Source organism: Subtercola boreus, from assembly GCF_003399635.1.
In the GTDB taxonomy this organism is placed as follows: Bacteria; Actinomycetota; Actinomycetes; order Actinomycetales; family Microbacteriaceae; genus Subtercola; species Subtercola boreus_B.
Genome location: NZ_NBXB01000011.1, coordinates 1 through 17105, shown reverse-complemented (window position 1 = coordinate 17105; position 17105 = coordinate 1). Strand labels below are relative to the sequence as shown.

Here is a 17105-nt window from a genome sequence, read left to right as displayed (position 1 = left end):
AAGGGGCCCACGTGTTGGTTGTGGAGGAGAGGAGGGATCAGCCCTTCGTCGCTCCGGCCAGCAGACCGCGCACGAAGAAGCGCTGCAGGGCGAAGAACACGATGAGCGGAACCAGGATCGAGATGAACGCTCCCGCTGTGAGGAGCTCCCACGACTGGCCGAACGACCCCGACAGATCCTGCAGCGCCTTGGTGATCGGAAGGTTGCCGCCCGACGTGAAGATGGTCGCCACCAACAGGTCGTTCCAGACCCAGAGGAACTGGAAGATCGCGAACGAGGCGATCGCCGGCATCGCCAGCGGGATGATCATGCGGAAGAACACCTGGCCGTGGCCGGCGCCGTCGACCCGTGCCGCCTCGATGACCTCGGACGGGATCTCCGAGATGAAGTTGTGCAGCAGGAAGATCGCGAGGGGCAGTGCGAAGATCGCGTGCGCGATCCACACCTTCGCGAAGCTGTCGGGCACACCGTTCAGGTTAAGACCCGGCAGCACGTAGAACCCGCCGATCTTCACACCGTCGGAGAACAGCGTCAGCAAGGGCACGAGCGCCATCTGGATCGGCACGATCTGCAGTGCGAACACCCCGATGAAGATCGCATTCTTGAACTTGAAGTCGATCCACGCGAAGGCGTAGGCCGCCAGGCTCGCCACGACGATCGGGATGATCGTGGCCGGCAGGGTGATCACCAGGGAGTTCAGGAAGGCCTGCCCGAGGGAGAGGGCGTTGCCGGCATTCAGGGCTGCTGCGTAGTTGTCCAGCGTGAACGCCGGGTTGGTGAAGATCGTCCACCAGCCCGTGGTCTTGATGTCGGCTCCCGGCCGGAACGAGGAGATGAACAGGCCGAGGGTCGGGATCGTCCAGACGATGGCGATGATGAGAGCGGCCGTGGTCGCGCCCCTCGACGTCATCCGCTTCTTCGCCTTGCGGCTGGTCGTCTCGATGACGGCCTCTCCGCGGGCGAGCTGGCGGCTCGTCGACTTGTCGAACGGAATATCAATCGGAGCTACGGCGCTCATCGGATCTCCCTCTGGTTCTTGATCTGGCGTGCGTTGAAGACGATGATCGGCAGCACGAGCAGGAACAGCACGACGGCGAGCGCCGAACTGTAGCCGTCACGGCTGCCGAGCTGGAACTGGCGCACCATCTCGAAACCGAGCACGGTGGTGTCATTGCGACCGCCGGTCATGGCACTCACGATGTCGTAGACCTTGAGAGAGGCGATGGAGATGGTGGTCAGCACGACGATCAGTGACGAGCGGATGCCCGGAACCGTCACATTGATGAAGGCCTGCCAAGCGTTTGTGCCGTCGATCGACGCCGCCTCGTTCTGCTCCTGCGGCACGCCCTTGATGGCGGCGGAGAGCACGACCATGGCGAAACCGGTCTGCGTCCAGATGAGCACCACGACGAGGAACAGGGTGTTCCAGGGCTGTGCACCCAGCCAGTCGACAGGCTGGCCCCCGAACCAGATGACGATCTGGTTGAGCAGGCCGATCTGCGAGTCGCCCTGGCGCACGTCGTAGAAGAAACGGAAGATGATCGACGCACCGACGAACGAGATCGCCATCGGCATGAAGACGAGAACCTTGAAGAACTTCTCGCCGCGGCTCTTGTCGATGAAGTACGCGTAGGCGAGGCCGAAGACCGTCGAGGCGATCGGTGCGATCAGCACCCAGACGATCGTGTTGAGGAAGGCCGTGAGCCCGTCTGCACTCGAGAAGAGCCAGGAGAAGTTGTCGATCCCGACGAACCTCGAACCGTCGTTGCTCATGAAGGCGGCGCCCGCGGTCTTGATCGTCGGATAGACGAGCCCGATGATCAGCAGGATGAACGCCGGGGCCATGAAGGCGATGAGCTGGAAGAGGTAGCCCGCACCCTGGCGCGAACGGTAGTCGATGAGGAAGAAGATGCCGCCGAGCACGGCGGCTACAGCCGCGATCCAGATCGCCGAGTTGTAGATGCCGAAGAACACCAGCGCGCCGAACGGCACGACCACGCAGACGGCGAGACGGATGATCGTATAGCGAAGGCCACGTCGCGGCGCTATCTCGACCAGGAAGAGAACAATCGCGATGACCGCGACGAAGGCGAGGATGATGATGGGGATCTGGGCGAGAGGCGGCAGCCCAGCGAGCCACCGGAAGAAACCGGACATGCGAACCCTTTCAGGAATGGGACGGATGGAGAGGGTGCAAGAAGGTCACGTCGACAGCTGTGTCGACGTGACCTTCTTGCGAACCGGAGTGCCCTACGAGGTGTAGCCGGCCTGGATCTCTGTCAGCACGTCATCGGTGCTCTTGCCGTCGATCCAGTCGACCATGCCCTTCCAGAAGCTGTCCGAGCCCACTGCCTTCGGCATGAGGTCGGAAGCGTCGAAACGGAATGTCGTCGCCGGGTCCTGCAGGATCTTGATCGAGGCCTTCAGGATGTCGCTCGAGGCGTTGGCCGGGTCGAGACCCTTGTTGGCGCTGATGACACCACCGAGCTTGACGCGGCTGTTCGCCCAGTCGCTCGACGCGAGGTACTCCTGCACCTTCTGGGTGTCGGCATCGTTCGAGAACGCACCGACCATCTCGCCACCACCGGTGACCGCTTCGCCCTTTGAGGCGTCGACGGGCGGGGTGAGGAAGGCCCAGACGTCGCCGTCGGGAGCGACCGTCGCAGTGTTGCCCGCAGCGTTCTTCACGCCGGTGACGAAGCCGTCGAAGAACGAGGCCTGGTGGGTCATCGGGCAGGTGCCGTTGGCAACCGGGGTCGCAACGTCGCCGAAGGCGGTGGAGTTGATCGACTTGACGTCGCCGTAGCCGGCGTTGACCAGGGTCGGGTCGAGCAGGATCTTGCCGACCTCGTCGAACGCGCTCTTGATCTTCGGGTCGGTGAACTTCGTGTCACCCTTCACCCAGCTGTCGTAGGTGTCGGTGCCCGACTGGCGAAGAACGAGGTCTTCGATCCAGTCCGTTCCCGGCCAGCCCGAAGCGTCACCCGAGTTGAAGCCGGCGCAGAACGACGGAGTGCCCGTCTTCTGCTGGATGGTCTTGGCGAGCGCGACGAGGTCGTCGTAGGTCTTCGGAACCTCGACACCCCACTCCTTGAACTTGGCCGGCGAGTACCAGATGTAGCCCTTGACGCTGGCCATCAGGGGCGCGGCGTACTGGGTGCCGTCGACGGCACCATAGTTCGCCCAGTCCTCGGACCAGTTCTTCTTGATGATCGCGGTGAGCGAGTCTGTGGCCTTCTGCACCTTGCCCGACTTGATGGTGTCGTCGAGCAGACCCGGCTGCGGGAAGATGGCGAGGTCGGGCAGGTCGTTGCCCTGCACCTTGATGCCGATGTTCTTCTCGAAGTCCTTGTCACCGGTGTAGTTGATGGTGATGTTGTTGGCCTTGGACCAGTCGGCCCAGGACTGGTTCAGTTTGACGGCCTCGTCGCCGACGATGGTGCCGGTGATGTTCACAACGCCGTCTGCGGTGCCGACGGCAGCAGCCGTCGAAGCGCCACCGGCGTTGGGGTCGTTGGGGTCGCTCGACGAGCAACCTGTGAGCGCCAGTCCGGTGACGGCCAGGACGGCGAGCGGGATGGTGACCCGACGGTTCAGGGCAAGCCTCATTTTCTTCTCCTCTTTGAGTGCTGTGACTGCGCAGGCCGTGCTCGTCTCGAGCGGTAGCAAGCGCTTCCAGTGACAAACACTAGGCGGCTGATACGTTCGGGGCAAGCTGGTGGAGAGGATTCTTCACCGCAGATACACAATCGTTACCTGAACTATCCCACACAAATGAGAGCGCGACCATCCGCATGAACAAAGGGCACCCCTGCCGAAGCCGGGATGCCCTTTGTGTAAAGCCTGAACGAAAGTTACTTGAGGGTAACGGTCGCTCCGGCAGCCTTAAGCTGCTCAACTGCCTTGTCGGCAGCTTCCTTGTTGACGCCTTCGAGAACCGGCTTGGGTGCTCCGTCAACGAGTGCCTTCGCCTCACCGAGGCCGAGGCTGGTGATCGAACGCACCTCCTTGATGACCTGGATCTTCTTCTCGCCAGCAGCCTCGAGGATGACGTCGAACGACGTCTTCTCCTCGACCTCTTCGGCGGGGGCGGCGGGGCCAGCGGCACCGGCAGCGGCGACGGGGGCCGCAGCGGTGACCTCGAAGACCTCTTCGAACTTCTTCACGAACTCGCTGAGCTCAATGAGCGTGAGCTCCTTGAAGGCGTCGATGAGCTCGTCGTTTGACAGCTTTGCCATTGTTTACTCTCCTTGTGTAGATACTTTTTCGCGCAGTGCCTCGACCGTGCGAACGGCCTTCGACATCGGCGCGGTGAACAGGTAGGCGGCACCGAACAGCGAGGCCTTGGCGGCACCGGCGAACTTAGCCAGCAGCACCTCCCGGCTTTCGAGGTCGGCGAGCTTGTTGACCTCTTCGGCGGTCAGCGGGTTACCGTCGAAGTAACCGCCCTTCACCGTCAGAAGAGGGTTTGCCTTGGCAAAGTCGCGCAGAGCCTTTGCAACGCTCACGGGGTCACCGTGAACGAAAGCGAGTGCGGAAGGACCAACCAGCTCGTCGTCAAACGAGCTGATACCGGCCTTGTTGGCCGCAATCTTGGTCAGCGTGTTCTTTACCACGGCGTAGGTGGCGTGCTCACTGATGGAACGGCGCAGGCTTGTCAGCTGCGCAACAGTGAGACCGCGGTACTCAGTAAGCAGTACGGCCGTCGAACTCTCGAAAAGATCGGAGAGTTCGGCAACCGTGGCTTCTTTGTTCGCCATGGCGCTCCTTGTGGATACTAATACTGCAAAAATTTGCTGGCAGCCCCGGAAAAACCCACAAAAAAAGCTCCGGCACAGGAGTGCGGAGCTGGAGGCCCGAGACGAATCACGGGCTGAACTTCGAACACCTGCGCGGGCCTCGCGTGAGCGAAACTTCGATCCGTGCACTCCCACGAGTGGGGGCACACCGATGACCAGCGGTCTTTGGCTTCGGAAAGAATATCACAGGCGGGTCGGCTTGCCGAACACAGAGTCCACTCCGGGGGAGAACAGCACGGAGTCCGGCGGCCGGTTGGCCACACCGGGGAGGCCGGCCCGGGTGAGGAGAGTGTCGGAGAAGTCCAGCAGCTCGGCCTCCTGGAGTGCCCACGGCTGGTGCCGGTTCGGCATGTAAAGCGTCTGGCCGAGGTGCTTCGAGAAGAGGGCCCAGCGGGCGGTGAGGAAGTCGGCGAGGGCATCCGGATGCTCGATCTTCGCGCCGGGTCGCACCGACACCGCCGAATCGACCTCCCCCCGGGGCGTGGTGTGCCGCCTCGAGGTGTAGACCAGCGTGCCCGCCGTCGTGCGCACGCGCATGTGCGACCAGACGTAGGGAATGCCGAACGCCACGCGCGCGCCCAACACTGCTGCCAGGCGCTCGGCCTCGAGCGAGAGGAAGACCACACCCTGGCGCCCGTGGTGGTCTTTCGCGTACAGCCGCACGTTCGTCTCGTGGAAGGTGCCGACGTAGGGAACGGCCGGCGACGCACCGAACCGTGTGTTGCGGAGGGTGAAGGGAACGAGCCCGACCCACGAGCTGCCGTCGTACTCGTCAGGCACGACGCCCGGTGGCATCAGAGACGCGGCGTCGGCTGTGGAGATGCGCCAGTGCAGAAAAGTGACGTTGCGCCAGTGCTGGCTGAGGATCGGCTTGGGGATCTCGTGCGGAGAAAAGCTCACTCCCCCATCGTCGCACCTCCGACTGGGTGGCGAGTGCTCTGGCGCACCCACAGTCAGTGCAGTAGGTCGCCCGACGCGTTCAGGACGTTCTTCTCCCCGGCCTCGACCGACACCGTCAGGCGGTTCTCCAACGGCGGCATGGGGCAGTTGAAGTGGTACGAGAACGCACACGGCGGCAGGTACGCGCGATTGAAGTCGAGCGTCACCGTTCCCGGCCCCTCGCCGTCGGCGCGGGCATCCGGTTCCAGCTTCATGAACCGGCCCACCCCGTAGGTGCTGTCGCCACTGGTCGCATCGCTGTACACCAGCAGCAGTCTGCCGTTGTCCTCGAATGCTGTGAGCGAGTAGTCGACACCGTCTTTTGTGAAGGTGATCTCGGCGGGCACCACTCGCTCGCGTGTGACGCCGTTGTCCTTCAGGTGCTCCACCCCGATCGCCCGGCCACCCTCGATGGGCGTGAACGTCGCGTCGACGACCCAGTCGGAATTGAAGTCGAAGGCATCGATGCCGCCGAACTCGCGATTGCCCTCCGAATCCGCATCCCAGACGCGGAGGGCATAGCTGGCCTCTTCGCTGGCGATCACGTAGCCCGTCACGGTGTCGCTGAAGCGCACCTCGGATGCCCGTTCCGCATCCTGGCCCGCCACGACGACGCTCCCGTCGACGAGCACTCCGTCGACCCGGATACCGTCGCTCGCGGCGGCCTCGAGCCGAAGCCCCGACTCCCCCGCCGGGAGCGGGAACCAGAGTCCCGGCACGCCGAACGCACGCTGGCCCTCCGCCGGGTCGCCCACGATCCACTCCGTGTTCACCAGTGCGAGGTTGCCCTGCGCGCCTGTGACGAAACGTCGACGCGCCTCTCGGTAGGAGGCGAGCTGGGTACGGGCATCCTGAATCAGATCGGTCATGCGGGATGCAACCCGCGCCGACGGCGATTTATGCCGGGATGGCCGCTTGTGGAGTCAGCTGCGGCACACCGGCGACCGGCAGCAGGATGCGGAACGCGGTGCGTCCCGGCTCGCTCTCGACCATCACCGATCCGCCGTGAGCCTCCGCCACCGCGTAGACGATGGCGAGGCCGAGGCCGGTGCTGCCCGCATGCCGCGAGCGCGAGACGACGCCCCGCACGAAGCGTGCGAACAGGGTCGGCATCAGTGCCGGGTCGATTCCCGGGCCATCGTCGGTCACACTGATGACCGCGAAGGCACGACCGTCGACCGTGATCGACTCCAACCCGGCTGTCACATGAGTGCCGGGAGGCGTGTGCACCCTCGCGTTCGCCAGCAAATTCGCGGTGATCTGGTAGATCCGAGGCGCGTCGCCGACGATCTCGACGGGCTCCTCCGGGAGGTCGAGGATCCAGTCGTGGTCCCGCCCGGTCACGTGCGCGTCGCTCACCGCGTCGACGAGGGCCAGCGTCAGGTCGAAAGTCTCCCGCGCGATGTCGGGCCGCGAGTCGAGCCGTGCCAGCAGCAGCAGGTCTTCGACGAGGCTGGTCATGCGCTTCGCCTCCGACTCGATGCGGCCGAGCGAGTGCGTCACATCATCCGGCAGCTCGTGGCTGCCACGCCGGGTCAGTTCGGCGTAGCCGCGGATCGAGGCCAGCGGCGTGCGGAGCTCATGGCTGGCATCGGCGACGAACTGCCGTACCTTGTCCTCGCTCTGCTGTCGGGAGGTCAGCGCCGAGGCGACGTGCTCGAGCATCCGGTTCAGGGCGGAACCGACGCGCCCCACCTCGGTCTTCGGGTTCGTGTCCCGCTCGGGCACCCGCACGGCGAGCGCGACCTCACCGCGGTCCAGCGGCAATTCAGCAACGTGAGCAGCAGTCTCGGCGACCCGCTGCAGCGGACGGAGGGCGAACCGGATGATCAACCCACCGATCGCGACGGCGAGCAGCAACCCGACCACGGTGATGATCACGGTGATGAGGGCCTGCTGGGCGATCGTGGCCTGCACAGAGGCGAGTGAGACGCCGAGCACGACGGTCGCCCCGTTCGTGGTCACCAGGGAGACGACGCGGTACTGGCCGAGGCTGCCGCCGAGATCGACGGTCACCGGGTTCGCCGAGATGGGGACCGCAACGAGTTGGGCGATCTGAACCGCCGACAGCGTGGCGATCGAGGTGTTGTCGAAACCGCCCGTCGTATCCGACCCTGAGGAGACCACGGCTCCCGACGTCACGACGATACCGGCCGAGCTGATGAGCCCGACGGTGCCCACAGGCTGGCGTTCGAGGAAGGTCGAGGGGTCATTGTTACGCAGTTGCAGCGTGTAGCCACCGCTGGGGGGTGCGGATGCGCCACTCGAGCCTCCGCCACCGGGCAGTTGGGCATCCAACCGGCTGACCAGCACGCCATTCAGTGTCAGCGTCGAGACAAGCCCGATCGCGAGGCCCAGCACAGCGATGAGGGCCGCGACGCTCAGGATCAGGCGGCGTCGGAGGGTCACGGAGCGGTCTTCAGCATGTAGCCGGCGCCGCGCACGGTGTGGATCATGGGCGACTTGCCCGCGTCGATCTTCTTGCGGAGGTAGGAGATGTAGATCTCGACGACGCTCGAGCGGCCACCGAAGTCGTAGCTCCACACCCGGTCGAGGATCTGGGCCTTGCTCAGCACGCGGCGGGGGTTCCGCATGAGGAAGCGCAACAGCTCGAACTCGGTGGCGGTGAGCTCGATCTCGTCGTCGCCCCGGCGCACCTCGTGGCTGTCCTCGTTCAGCACGAGGTCGCCGACGACGACCTCGGGGTCGACGGCATCGGTGACCAGCACGGTCGACCGGCGAAGCAGGCCGCGGAGCCTCGCAACCAGTTCCTCGAGGCTGAACGGCTTCGTGACGTAGTCGTCGCCGCCCGCGGTGAGGCCGGCGATACGGTCGTCGAGGGAGTCCTTTGCGGTGAGGAACAGCACGGGCACCTCGGCGCCGTCGGCCCGCACGCGATTCAGCACCGCGAGGCCGTCGATGTCGGGCAGCATCACATCGAGAACGATGACGTCGGGCTTGAACTCGCGCGCCATCGTGACGGCGGTGCGACCGTCGCTCGCGGTCTTCACATCCCAGCCCTCGTAGCGGAGCGCCATCGAGAGCAGGTCGGTGAGCGTCGGCTCGTCATCGACGACCAGCGCGCGCACCGGCGAGCCGTCGGCGCGGGACAGCCTCGGGCGGAGGGCTGTCGACGCGGACGAACTGGACGGGAGCCTTGAGTTTTCCATGGTCACACCCCCAAGTATTCTCAGGTTTCTATGACGAAGCTATGAGATGCCTACGTCAACCCTGTGAGTCGGCCACAGCTGGCTCAGCGAGCATCCCGCCAGCTGTGCTGCGGGTCGTAACCGAGCACCCGCCTCGCCTTCGAAATGGAGAGCAGCGTGGTGTTCTCCCCCAGCTCGCCGCGCACGGGAGCGTCGGGGAAGACCTCAGCCACCAGCTCGGCGTTGCTGCGGGTCATCACCGTGTCGGCCGCGGCGATGATGAAACGCTCGAATCCCTTGCCCTCCCACTCGAGGGCCCTCTCGACGGCCTGGGCGCCGTCACGCGAGTCGATGTAGCCCCAGAGGTTCCATTTGCGAAGGCGCGCATCCTGATCGAACGACGCGAACTCGGCGTAGTCGGCCGGGTACATCACGTTCGAGAACCGCAGCGCGACGATCTTCAGCTCCTCGTCCCACCGGGTCAGCTCGATCGCGAGCTGCTCCTCGAGGTGCTTCGTGAGCGAGTAGACGCTCTCCGGGCGCGCCGGGTACTCCTCATCGACAGGAATGTACGGCGGTGGGGTGTCGAACGGCAGGCCGAGCACCGTCTCGCTCGACGCCGTGACGATGTTCTTGATGCCGGCCCGTCGTGCCGCGTGCAGCACGTGGAAGGTCGACAGCATGTTGTTGTCGAAGGTCGCAACGTCGCTCAGGATGCCCGGGGCCGGGATTGCGGCAAGGTGAACCAGAGCATCCAGACCCGCATGCCGGTCGTTCACGCCGAGCAGCGCATCGATCGTCTGGCCGTAGTCGGTGAAGTCGACACGGATGCTCGTGTCGCGGCCCCCCGCGACATCCAGATTGAACACCTCATGCCCTGCTGCCGCCAACTGTTCGACGACGGTGCGGCCCAGTTTTCCCGAACCGCCGGTGACTGCAATACGCATGGAGCTCCCTCGCTGTGTTGGTTCCATCCTCTCAGCAGAACGGGAGGACAATGGTGGAGTGACGACCGCCTTGACACTGACCTTCCCGTGGGAGGAAGACGAGCCGGTCGCTGCCGCCCCACCCGCACATCTGTCGCGGATCGTGGCCGACTCGAACGACAGGGTGGCGTGGATCCGGGCCCGCAGTCGCGGCGTCACGGCGACGGATGCCGCGCGTCTCACGACCCGCAAGTCGGTCGAGAACACGGCCTACGACAAGATCAACGGCAACAACTTCGGCGGCAACGTCTACACCGACCACGGCCGCGTGCGTGAGCCGGTTCTCGCCGGTTGGGTGCGCCGGCACTACGGCATCGAGCCGTCGACGACCCTCTTCCACGCCCACGGGCGACCCCTGCACCTCGCGACCCCCGACGGCATCGCGGTGAACCCGTCGTCGGGCGACACCGAGCTCGCCGAGATCAAGACCACCAACAAGGCGTGGCGGTCGATCCCCCGGCACTACCTCCGGCAGGTCTGGTGGCAGCAGTACGTGCTCGGCGCCGAGCGCACCCTCGTGGTCTGGGAGCAGCACTCCGCCTTCGTGCCCGTCGCCGCCGACCCCGAGTGCCGCTGGGTCGATCGCGACGACAACGAGATCGAGCAGCTGGTACGGCTCGCAGACCAACTGCTCGACCTGATGCAACGCCGCTGAGGCCGGCGCACGCCCGAGGTTTGTTAGCACCAAGGTGACACCCTCGTAACATCTCTGTATCAATCGGGAGCCACACTGGGACGGGGGCCCCAGAACTGGGGGACGACAGGCACGTTCGATACTTCGCCATGACCAGCGAAGTAGATCCTCACCGCTGAAGGAGAGCTACCGATGACGCAGCACATGACCGGAGTGAGCGACTTGTCCAATCCACGCGCCGACATCCAGCGGCCGGGGGGGCTGCCCACGAGCATGCGTGCCGCGGTCATCGACGAGACGGGCTGCCCGGAGGTGCTTCACCTGAGTGAGGTCGACTTGCCGATCCGGATCAACGCCGAAGTGCTCGTCAGGGTCGCCGGCGCCGGCGTGAACCCGCTCGATGTGAAGACCCGGTCGGGCCGGGGCGTCTCGGCCGCGATCGCCTCGTACCCGTACATCCTCGGCCAGGACTTCAGTGGAATCGTGGTCGAGTCGCCCTATGAGGGGCACCCGCTCAAGGTCGGCGACGAGGTCTACGGCATGCTGAGCGCGCCGCGCGGCCAGGGTTCCTACGCCGAGTACGCGGCCGTTCCCGCGATGCAGCTCTGCAAGAAGCCCGGCGGGCTCTCGCTGATCGAGGCCGCGGGGGTTCCTGTCGCCGCGCTGACGGCCTGGGGAATGGTGGTGGATGTCGCCAAGGCGCACGAGGGACAGCGCATCCTGATCCATGCCGGCGCCGGCGGGGTCGGCCATTTCGCGGTGCAGTTCGCCGCCTACTTCGGCGCCTACGTGATCGCCACCTCGTCGGCTCGGAACGCCAGCTGGTTGCGCGAACTCGGCGCCGCGGAGGTCATCGACTACACGACCACCCGCTTCGAGGATGCGGTCTCCGGCGTCGATGTGGTCATCGACCTGATCGGCAACGTGCACGACGACACGGGAACCCGCTCACTCCAGACCCTCCGCCCCGGCGGCCTGATCATCAACGCGCCCACCGGCAGCTGGCCGAGTGTGATCGAGGACGCCCATGCGCTGGGCCTCCGCGCGACGACCTACGAGGTCTCCCCCGACGCGGCCACTCTCACCATCATCACGCGCCTGATCAACTCGGGAGATGTGCACGTGCACATCGACGAGGTCTTCGAGCTGTCGGATGCCGCGGAAGCACATCGCCGCATGGAGAAGGGCCACACCCGGGGCAAGCTCGTGATCAACGTGGCCGAGCACCTGTAGCGCTCGGAGTGGGTCAGAGGGTGCGCTCCCGCACGAAGTCGTCCTCCTGCTCGCCTCCAACGAAGAACGACTTCGTGCCGACGACCGCGAAGCCGCTCTTCTCATAGAACCGGTTGGCCCGCACGTTCTCGTTGTTGACTCCGAGCCACATTCCGGATGCTCCCCTGGCCCGTGCCGCCTCGACGGAGAGTCGCATCAGTTCGGCTGCGATGCCCTGCCCGTGGTGGCCGGCCACGACGTAGCACTTGCTGAGCTCCGCGGTCGGGCTGAGCATCAGGACCGCCCGCACATCGGAGTCGGTCGGGAGCCCGAGGATGACCATGGTGTAGCCGACCGGGAGCCCCTCCGATTCGGCGAGGAAGAGCATCCGGCCCTCGTCGGCCAGGTATTCGGCGAACCGTTCCTCCGTCAGTGTGGCTGCGAGGTGCTGTTGGATGCCGCCGGCTGTCGTGTGCGGCGGGCAGGCGAGAACGAAGGTGGCGGCGGCGACGAGGGAGAGGCGGGCAGCGTCTTGCGGGCCGGCCTGGCGGTAGGTGACGGGCATCCCTCCACCTTAAACGACGAAAGGGCCCGCCGAAGCGAACCCTCTCGTGTGACCTAATGCCTACGCAAGCGCATTCACGTCGACCGGGATGCCCGGACCGAAGGTGGTCGAGACGGTGCCCTTGGTGATGTAGCGGCCCTTCGAGGAGGACGGCTTCTGGCGCACGATCTCGTCGAGAGCAGCGCCGACGTTCTCGCGCAGCTGGTCGGGCGTGAAGCTGACCTTGCCGGCGACAAAGTGCACGTTGGAGTGCTTGTCGACGCGGAACTCGATCTTTCCACCCTTGATCTCGGTGACAGCCTTCGCCACGTCCGGGGTGACGGTGCCGGTCTTCGGGTTGGGCATGAGGCCACGCGGGCCGAGCACCTTTCCGAGACGGCCGACCTTGCCCATGAGCTCCGGGGTCGAGACGGCGGAGTCGAACGAGGTGTAGCCGGCGGCGACCTTCTCGATCAGCTCGTCGCCACCGACCTCGTCGGCGCCGGCAGCAATTGCTGCGTCGGCCGCGGGGCCTGTTGCGAAGACGATGACGCGGGCGGTCTTGCCCGTGCCGTGCGGCAGGATGACGGTGCCGCGCACCATCTGGTCTGCCTTGCGGGGGTCGACACCGAGCTTGAGGGCGACCTCAACGGTGCTGTCGAACTTGGCCGAGCCGGTCTCTTTTGCAAGAACAACGGCTTCGGCGGCGGTGTAGAGCTTGCCTTCTTCGACTTTCGCGGCAGATGCGCGGTAGGCCTTTGATTTCTGTGCCATGAGAGCCCCCTTATGCCTCTACCGTGATGCCCATGGAACGGGCGGTGCCGGCGATGATCTTTGCAGCCTGGTCGATGTCGTTCGCGTTGAGGTCGACGAACTTCGCCTGGGCGATCTCGCGGACCTGCTCCTTGGTGAGCTTCGCGACCTTGACGGTGTGCGGGGTGCCGGAGCCCTTGGCCACGCCAGCGGCCTTCTTGATGAGCTCTGCTGCCGGCGGGGTCTTCAGGATGAACGTGAACGAACGGTCTTCGTACACGGTGATCTCGACCGGGATGACGTTGCCGCGCTGGTCTTCCGTCGCCGCGTTGTACGCCTTGCAGAACTCCATGATGTTCACGCCGTGCTGTCCCAGCGCCGGCCCGATGGGCGGTGCGGGGTTTGCGGCGCCGGCCTTGATCTGAAGCTTGATCAGACCTGTGACCTTCTTTTTCGGTGCCATTATCTTCTCTTCTCATTCGTGCCGCACGGATGCGGCGCTCCCGCAGCAGGGCTCCTCCCTGACGCGGTGGTTGCGCTGTTGCCTGTAGGCAACCTTTATACTTTAGCCCATTTGGGGTGCGTTCGCATCCGACCGCGCACGCGGGCAAAGAATCGGTCAACGAGCGGCTCGAACCATTCGCTCAGCGCGCGACGGCTCGTGTTGCCTACGCGGATCCAGACAACTATCGGCGCTTCTTCGCCAAATACGAGCATGCTCGAAAAGTCTTCGTCTTTCGTGATGAGTGCGGCCTGATGTTCCAACGCGTAGAGCCATGGGCCTCGGTCGGGTGAGTCAGCTGGGCCGATGTCAGATACCTGCCCGGCAATATGCCCCCGCGCAGACAACATGCGCGCCAACGCCGGTGGCAGCTGGGCGTCAACGAGGAACGGCAAAGCTTACGAAGCAAGCAAGATTGCCTGTTCGGCCTGCGAAGCGGCGTACTCCAGGCACGCCCGAATGTCGTCAGCCGCGAGGTAGGGGTAGTCCTCAATAATCTCGGCCTCGGTCGCCCCCGTAGCCAAGAGCGAAAGAACGTCAGTCACACGAACCCGAGTACCACGCACGGCTGGTCGGCCATGCACAATCTCCGGGTCGACGACGATGCGTTCCAACAGTGGCATCCCCCACGACTACCGCGGCATGCTGGACAATCAATGACAATTGTTCAGCTCGCTTAGTCTCGCGAGATTCGGACCGTACGGGCGCAGCCGACACGCTACCTCCCGCCCCGGATACTGTCGCAGCATCCTGCACCGGATGCCCGGCCGCCGTCACCCCGAGAGCCCACTCATTCCCGAGTGACCGTCGCTCCGGCCAGACTCACCGTCAGCCCAGCGAGCGGCGGGTTCGCCGCGGCCTCCGCCGTCTTCACGGCGAACACCTCAGACATCCCCGACACCGTCGCCCGCAGCCGCAGCTCCACGATGAACCGGATGCCCGGCCGATTCCGGCGCGGTGGGCTCGATCGTCGTTTCGCGTGCTCGGCGCGAGCAGCGGTGCCCCTGGGCGGCGCGTACAGAGAAATCCCAGCAACTCGCCTGAAGCCCGTCCTCAACGGCAGTACCAAAAAATTCGGGATCCGAACGATGGCCGTCGCCCTCGCGACAGGAACGATGCTCACGATCGGAATGGCGCCGGCTTCGGCGAACGTGGCATCAGCGCCGACATCCGAAAGTGCCGCCTCTTACGAACTGAGCGTAGGCGGAGAAAGCACCACGCTGGCTGAAGGTCAGTCTGTCGTCTACCCAATGGTGCCCACCAATCCAGATGCCGGCGTCGTCTATCCGGGTGACTACGGCACGATCACAGTCACGGCTGCGGGTGGGGTCTACCACTACGACATCGCGATGTCCGTTCCTGTCACCGACTTCATTGGTGCCTTCAGCATCATGGATCTCATCAGCGGGTTGAGTAGTGGCTCGGTCACCGAACTGATCTTCTCGGGAGATGTCCCGACAAGTAGGCTGCGCAACCATACGTATTCCGGCACGATCGCGGGAGAGGCGTTTTTTGCAGGCGTTTCCGTTGCGCACACCGCACCGAACAACACGGTGTTCACCTACAACGACTTCTGAGAAATCCGGATCGCAACTTCAGACATCGGAGACCCAGCATGAATCCCGCAGACGAGCTAAGAATTCTCATCGGTGATGGCGGCATCACAGAAGACGCGGTGCAGAGCATCACGGGCATTACCACCGAAAAGCTGAGGTCGTTCCTCAACCAAACACAATCGGGGATGGTGGTCGCTGATCCGGAGAAGATGGAGGTGCTCTCAAATGACGAGAGCATGAGGCTGTCCATCCTGGTTGCGCAGCTGACCGAGGGTTTCCAAATCGACGACGACGAACGTCTCACTGCGATCCTCGAGTCACTCACTCTCGAGTGCGGCCTCACGGTACCGAATATCGCGAGACTGACAGGACTCGAAATCAAGGATCTGGAAAGCGTTCTGCACGATCCCGCATCGGTACCTATCGAAAAGAGGTACGCGCTTGCTCTCAGAAGTTCCTATCTCATAAATGCCGTGGGGCTGGCACGAGCTCGATGAGCTGATGAGGCGACTACGCGTCAGTGGGCCATGCGCGATGCTTCGAACCGACTCCGGATGCTGCACCGATTATCCGCGCACCCTGAGTACGAGAGGAACAATAGGGTTCCATCCGTAATCGACACATTCCATTGGGAGGTCGATTTCGTTCCGACCCTTATGAATGTGCAAATGCTCATAGCCACTCGAACACCGAGTGGAATGGAAGTGGTCGATGGTGCCGGTGAAGCTTCCCGAGGCCCGCCGGGCGGACCGGGAGGAAGCCCGCAAAGATCTCGCCTGGCTTGGCTACGGTCAACTCACCCCCTCCACCTAAATAAGCCCGCACGACCGGCTCGAAGCGGCCCTCAGGCCCCTGGGCGACCGGCCCGTGCTGAGCCTGGGCCTGCTGCACTACTCGAGCCTCGGCGCCGACGAAGACCGCAGCATCGCCTCCCGCTGCTGGAACCTCGACGACCTACAACAGGACTATGCGAGCTTCCTCGAACGGTTCGCGGCCAGCCTCGACCTCGCGGGAAGCGCCGCCCTCGAGGCCCGGGTGCGGCTGACGGACGAGTACCGCCACTTCCCGTTCCGCAATCCCGACCTGCCGCACGAGCTCCTGGCGACCGACTGGATCGGGCAGCGCGCGCACGACGTCTTTCGTGAAGCGCACCAGTGGTTCGCTGACGAGGCCGAGATTGAGCGCCTGACGGGCCAGGCCGTTGTGCCGGATCCCGTCGCGCTCGAGCTCTTCGCGCGCTGACCCCACCACCCGGCCCGAACCGGTAGCTGGAACGAGAGGGGGGCGAGCCGACCCTGCTGCTGTCTCAGCATCCTGCACGGGATGCCCGACAACGGTCGCCCCGAGATCCCCCGCCGGCACAAACCAAGCTTCAGCGTCAGTTTTATTCTTCTGGCAGCCTCTTGATTGCTAGCGACAGGCCGCGTGGGCTAAGCCCCGTTACGCCTTGAATCTGAACCCAGGTCGCGCCGCCTTTCAAAGCTGCGCGAATCAGCTCATCGCGACGGCGGATCAGCCTTTCGCGCTCCTCGGTTACGACACGCAACGACGCTACGGCCTCCTCGAGCTCGTCCAAAGTTTCGGCCACAAGTTTCACTATACCAACCGAGGTTTTGTCACTATACTGGGTATAGCACCTACCGAAAGAAGGCAACTCGATGAACATTGAACCGCGCGACGAGAAGATCGTCTCGCCACCCGATCACCCGATCGAATTTCTTGCGAAATTACTACGCGAAGATCTCTTTGAGCTCCGGGACGGCCTGCTCCCCCCAGATATCGTCGACCACGTCACTCAAGCCACCCTGCTGATTGAGGTGCTGAGCGAGCGTGAGGTCTAAAGAGGTACGCGTTTCCTTGGCCGACCGGGGATTCTTGGGTTTCCGGTAGCGCTCACGGGGTCTCCTCCGCTTACCCGGTGCCATATCGTTCGAGCCACAACCAAAACGGCCCTCGGCGGCCGGAGGGGTTTTTTTATCGGGTCAACAACCACACTTCACCTTCGTCACCCTCACTACCCCCCCAGTAAAC

23 protein-coding genes are annotated in these 17105 nt (G+C 64.3%); 7 read left to right on the top strand and 16 right to left on the bottom strand.

Translation table 11 applies throughout. From position 1 onward, the window contains the following. Positions 1 to 37: 37 nt before the first annotated feature. The 10 genes from B7R22_RS02625 to B7R22_RS02580 form a co-directional block, all read right to left on the bottom strand. A complete protein-coding gene (locus tag B7R22_RS02625; protein ID WP_116281851.1) occupies positions 38 to 1018 on the bottom strand; it encodes a carbohydrate ABC transporter permease in 981 nt (326 codons plus the stop codon). After that, complete coding sequence (locus B7R22_RS02620) at positions 1015 to 2157, bottom strand: carbohydrate ABC transporter permease (RefSeq protein ID WP_116410263.1); 1143 nt, start codon at positions 2155 to 2157, stop codon at positions 1015 to 1017. Before B7R22_RS02620 ends, B7R22_RS02625 begins: the two co-directional genes overlap by 4 nt. Positions 2158 to 2250: 93 nt before the next feature. Beyond that, positions 2251 to 3609: an ABC transporter substrate-binding protein gene (locus tag B7R22_RS02615; protein WP_116410262.1), complete on the bottom strand. Its 1359-nt coding sequence runs from the start codon at positions 3607 to 3609 to the stop codon at positions 2251 to 2253. Positions 3610 to 3854: 245 nt separating this feature from the next. Further along, on the bottom strand, positions 3855 to 4238 hold the full coding sequence (gene rplL, locus B7R22_RS02610) for a 50S ribosomal protein L7/L12 (RefSeq protein ID WP_116281848.1): 384 nt from the start codon (positions 4236 to 4238) through the stop codon (positions 3855 to 3857). Between the two features lie 3 nt (positions 4239 to 4241). Then, positions 4242 to 4760, bottom strand: coding sequence for a 50S ribosomal protein L10 (gene rplJ, locus B7R22_RS02605; protein WP_116281847.1), 519 nt, complete (start codon positions 4758 to 4760; stop codon positions 4242 to 4244). Positions 4761 to 4982: 222 nt separating this feature from the next. Beyond that, positions 4983 to 5699, bottom strand: coding sequence for a YqjF family protein (locus tag B7R22_RS02600; RefSeq protein ID WP_116410261.1), 717 nt, complete (start codon positions 5697 to 5699; stop codon positions 4983 to 4985). A 53-nt stretch (positions 5700 to 5752) separates the two neighbouring features. Further along, on the bottom strand, positions 5753 to 6607 hold the full coding sequence (locus B7R22_RS02595; protein ID WP_116410260.1) for a DUF1684 domain-containing protein: 855 nt from the start codon (positions 6605 to 6607) through the stop codon (positions 5753 to 5755). Positions 6608 to 6635: 28 nt separating this feature from the next. Beyond that, positions 6636 to 8147, bottom strand: coding sequence for a sensor histidine kinase (locus tag B7R22_RS02590; protein WP_116410259.1), 1512 nt, complete (start codon positions 8145 to 8147; stop codon positions 6636 to 6638). Next, positions 8144 to 8908 carry a response regulator transcription factor gene (locus tag B7R22_RS02585; RefSeq protein WP_172582171.1) on the bottom strand — a complete coding sequence of 255 codons (765 nt, stop codon included), beginning with the start codon at positions 8906 to 8908 and terminating at the stop codon, positions 8144 to 8146. The genes B7R22_RS02590 and B7R22_RS02585 overlap by 4 nt, the downstream gene beginning before the upstream one ends. A gap of 83 nt (positions 8909 to 8991) precedes the next feature. After that, positions 8992 to 9834, bottom strand: a complete 843-nt coding sequence (locus tag B7R22_RS02580; protein WP_116410257.1) for an NAD-dependent epimerase/dehydratase family protein — start codon at positions 9832 to 9834, stop codon at positions 8992 to 8994. Positions 9835 to 9892: 58 nt separating this feature from the next. On the opposite strand from B7R22_RS02580, the gene B7R22_RS02575 reads away from it, so the two are divergent. Next, entirely contained in the window at positions 9893 to 10528 is a 636-nt protein-coding gene (locus B7R22_RS02575; protein WP_253258841.1) for a YqaJ viral recombinase family protein, read from the top strand. A gap of 183 nt (positions 10529 to 10711) precedes the next feature. Beyond that, positions 10712 to 11740 carry an NADP-dependent oxidoreductase gene (locus tag B7R22_RS02570; RefSeq protein ID WP_437184132.1) on the top strand — a complete coding sequence of 343 codons (1029 nt, stop codon included), beginning with the start codon at positions 10712 to 10714 and terminating at the stop codon, positions 11738 to 11740. A gap of 13 nt (positions 11741 to 11753) precedes the next feature. On the opposite strand, the gene B7R22_RS02565 is transcribed toward B7R22_RS02570, so the two are convergent. The 5 genes from B7R22_RS02565 to B7R22_RS02545 all read right to left on the bottom strand — a co-directional run bounded on the left by B7R22_RS02565 (position 11754) and on the right by B7R22_RS02545 (position 14132). Further along, complete coding sequence (locus tag B7R22_RS02565) at positions 11754 to 12284, bottom strand: GNAT family N-acetyltransferase (RefSeq protein WP_116410255.1); 531 nt, start codon at positions 12282 to 12284, stop codon at positions 11754 to 11756. Positions 12285 to 12344: 60 nt separating this feature from the next. Continuing rightward, positions 12345 to 13037 carry a 50S ribosomal protein L1 gene (gene rplA, locus B7R22_RS02560; protein ID WP_116281835.1) on the bottom strand — a complete coding sequence of 231 codons (693 nt, stop codon included), beginning with the start codon at positions 13035 to 13037 and terminating at the stop codon, positions 12345 to 12347. Positions 13038 to 13047: 10 nt separating this feature from the next. Then, on the bottom strand, positions 13048 to 13479 hold the full coding sequence (gene rplK / locus B7R22_RS02555) for a 50S ribosomal protein L11 (RefSeq protein ID WP_116281834.1): 432 nt from the start codon (positions 13477 to 13479) through the stop codon (positions 13048 to 13050). 95 nt (positions 13480 to 13574) lie between these two features. Next, positions 13575 to 13913, bottom strand: coding sequence for a DUF5615 family PIN-like protein (locus tag B7R22_RS20170; RefSeq protein WP_116410254.1), 339 nt, complete (start codon positions 13911 to 13913; stop codon positions 13575 to 13577). Positions 13914 to 13916: 3 nt separating this feature from the next. Then, positions 13917 to 14132, bottom strand: a complete 216-nt coding sequence (locus B7R22_RS02545) for a DUF433 domain-containing protein (RefSeq protein ID WP_253258840.1) — start codon at positions 14130 to 14132, stop codon at positions 13917 to 13919. Positions 14133 to 14606: 474 nt separating this feature from the next. Between B7R22_RS02545 and B7R22_RS18735 the strand changes: the two genes are divergently transcribed. The 4 genes from B7R22_RS18735 (at position 14607) to B7R22_RS02530 (ending at position 16316) form a co-directional block, all read left to right on the top strand. Continuing rightward, positions 14607 to 15095, top strand: coding sequence for a hypothetical protein (locus tag B7R22_RS18735; protein ID WP_147305277.1), 489 nt, complete (start codon positions 14607 to 14609; stop codon positions 15093 to 15095). Positions 15096 to 15133: 38 nt separating this feature from the next. Next, positions 15134 to 15571, top strand: coding sequence for an HTH domain-containing protein (locus B7R22_RS02535; protein ID WP_116410251.1), 438 nt, complete (start codon positions 15134 to 15136; stop codon positions 15569 to 15571). A 196-nt stretch (positions 15572 to 15767) separates the two neighbouring features. Then, positions 15768 to 15887: a hypothetical protein gene (locus tag B7R22_RS20165; protein ID WP_367379172.1), complete on the top strand. Its 120-nt coding sequence runs from the start codon at positions 15768 to 15770 to the stop codon at positions 15885 to 15887. A gap of 54 nt (positions 15888 to 15941) precedes the next feature. Beyond that, the gene (locus B7R22_RS02530) at positions 15942 to 16316 is read left to right on the top strand and encodes a PaaX family transcriptional regulator C-terminal domain-containing protein (RefSeq protein WP_172582170.1); all 375 of its coding nucleotides are present in this window, start codon (positions 15942 to 15944) and stop codon (positions 16314 to 16316) included. A 142-nt stretch (positions 16317 to 16458) separates the two neighbouring features. Here B7R22_RS02530 and B7R22_RS02525 read toward each other — a convergent pair whose 3' ends face one another. Continuing rightward, positions 16459 to 16662 carry a hypothetical protein gene (locus tag B7R22_RS02525; RefSeq protein WP_116410249.1) on the bottom strand — a complete coding sequence of 68 codons (204 nt, stop codon included), beginning with the start codon at positions 16660 to 16662 and terminating at the stop codon, positions 16459 to 16461. A gap of 70 nt (positions 16663 to 16732) precedes the next feature. Here B7R22_RS02525 and B7R22_RS02520 point away from each other — a divergent pair, with 70 nt between their 5' ends. Next, positions 16733 to 16915, top strand: a complete 183-nt coding sequence (locus B7R22_RS02520) for a hypothetical protein (protein ID WP_116410248.1) — start codon at positions 16733 to 16735, stop codon at positions 16913 to 16915. The last annotated feature ends 190 nt before the right edge of the window (positions 16916 to 17105 follow it).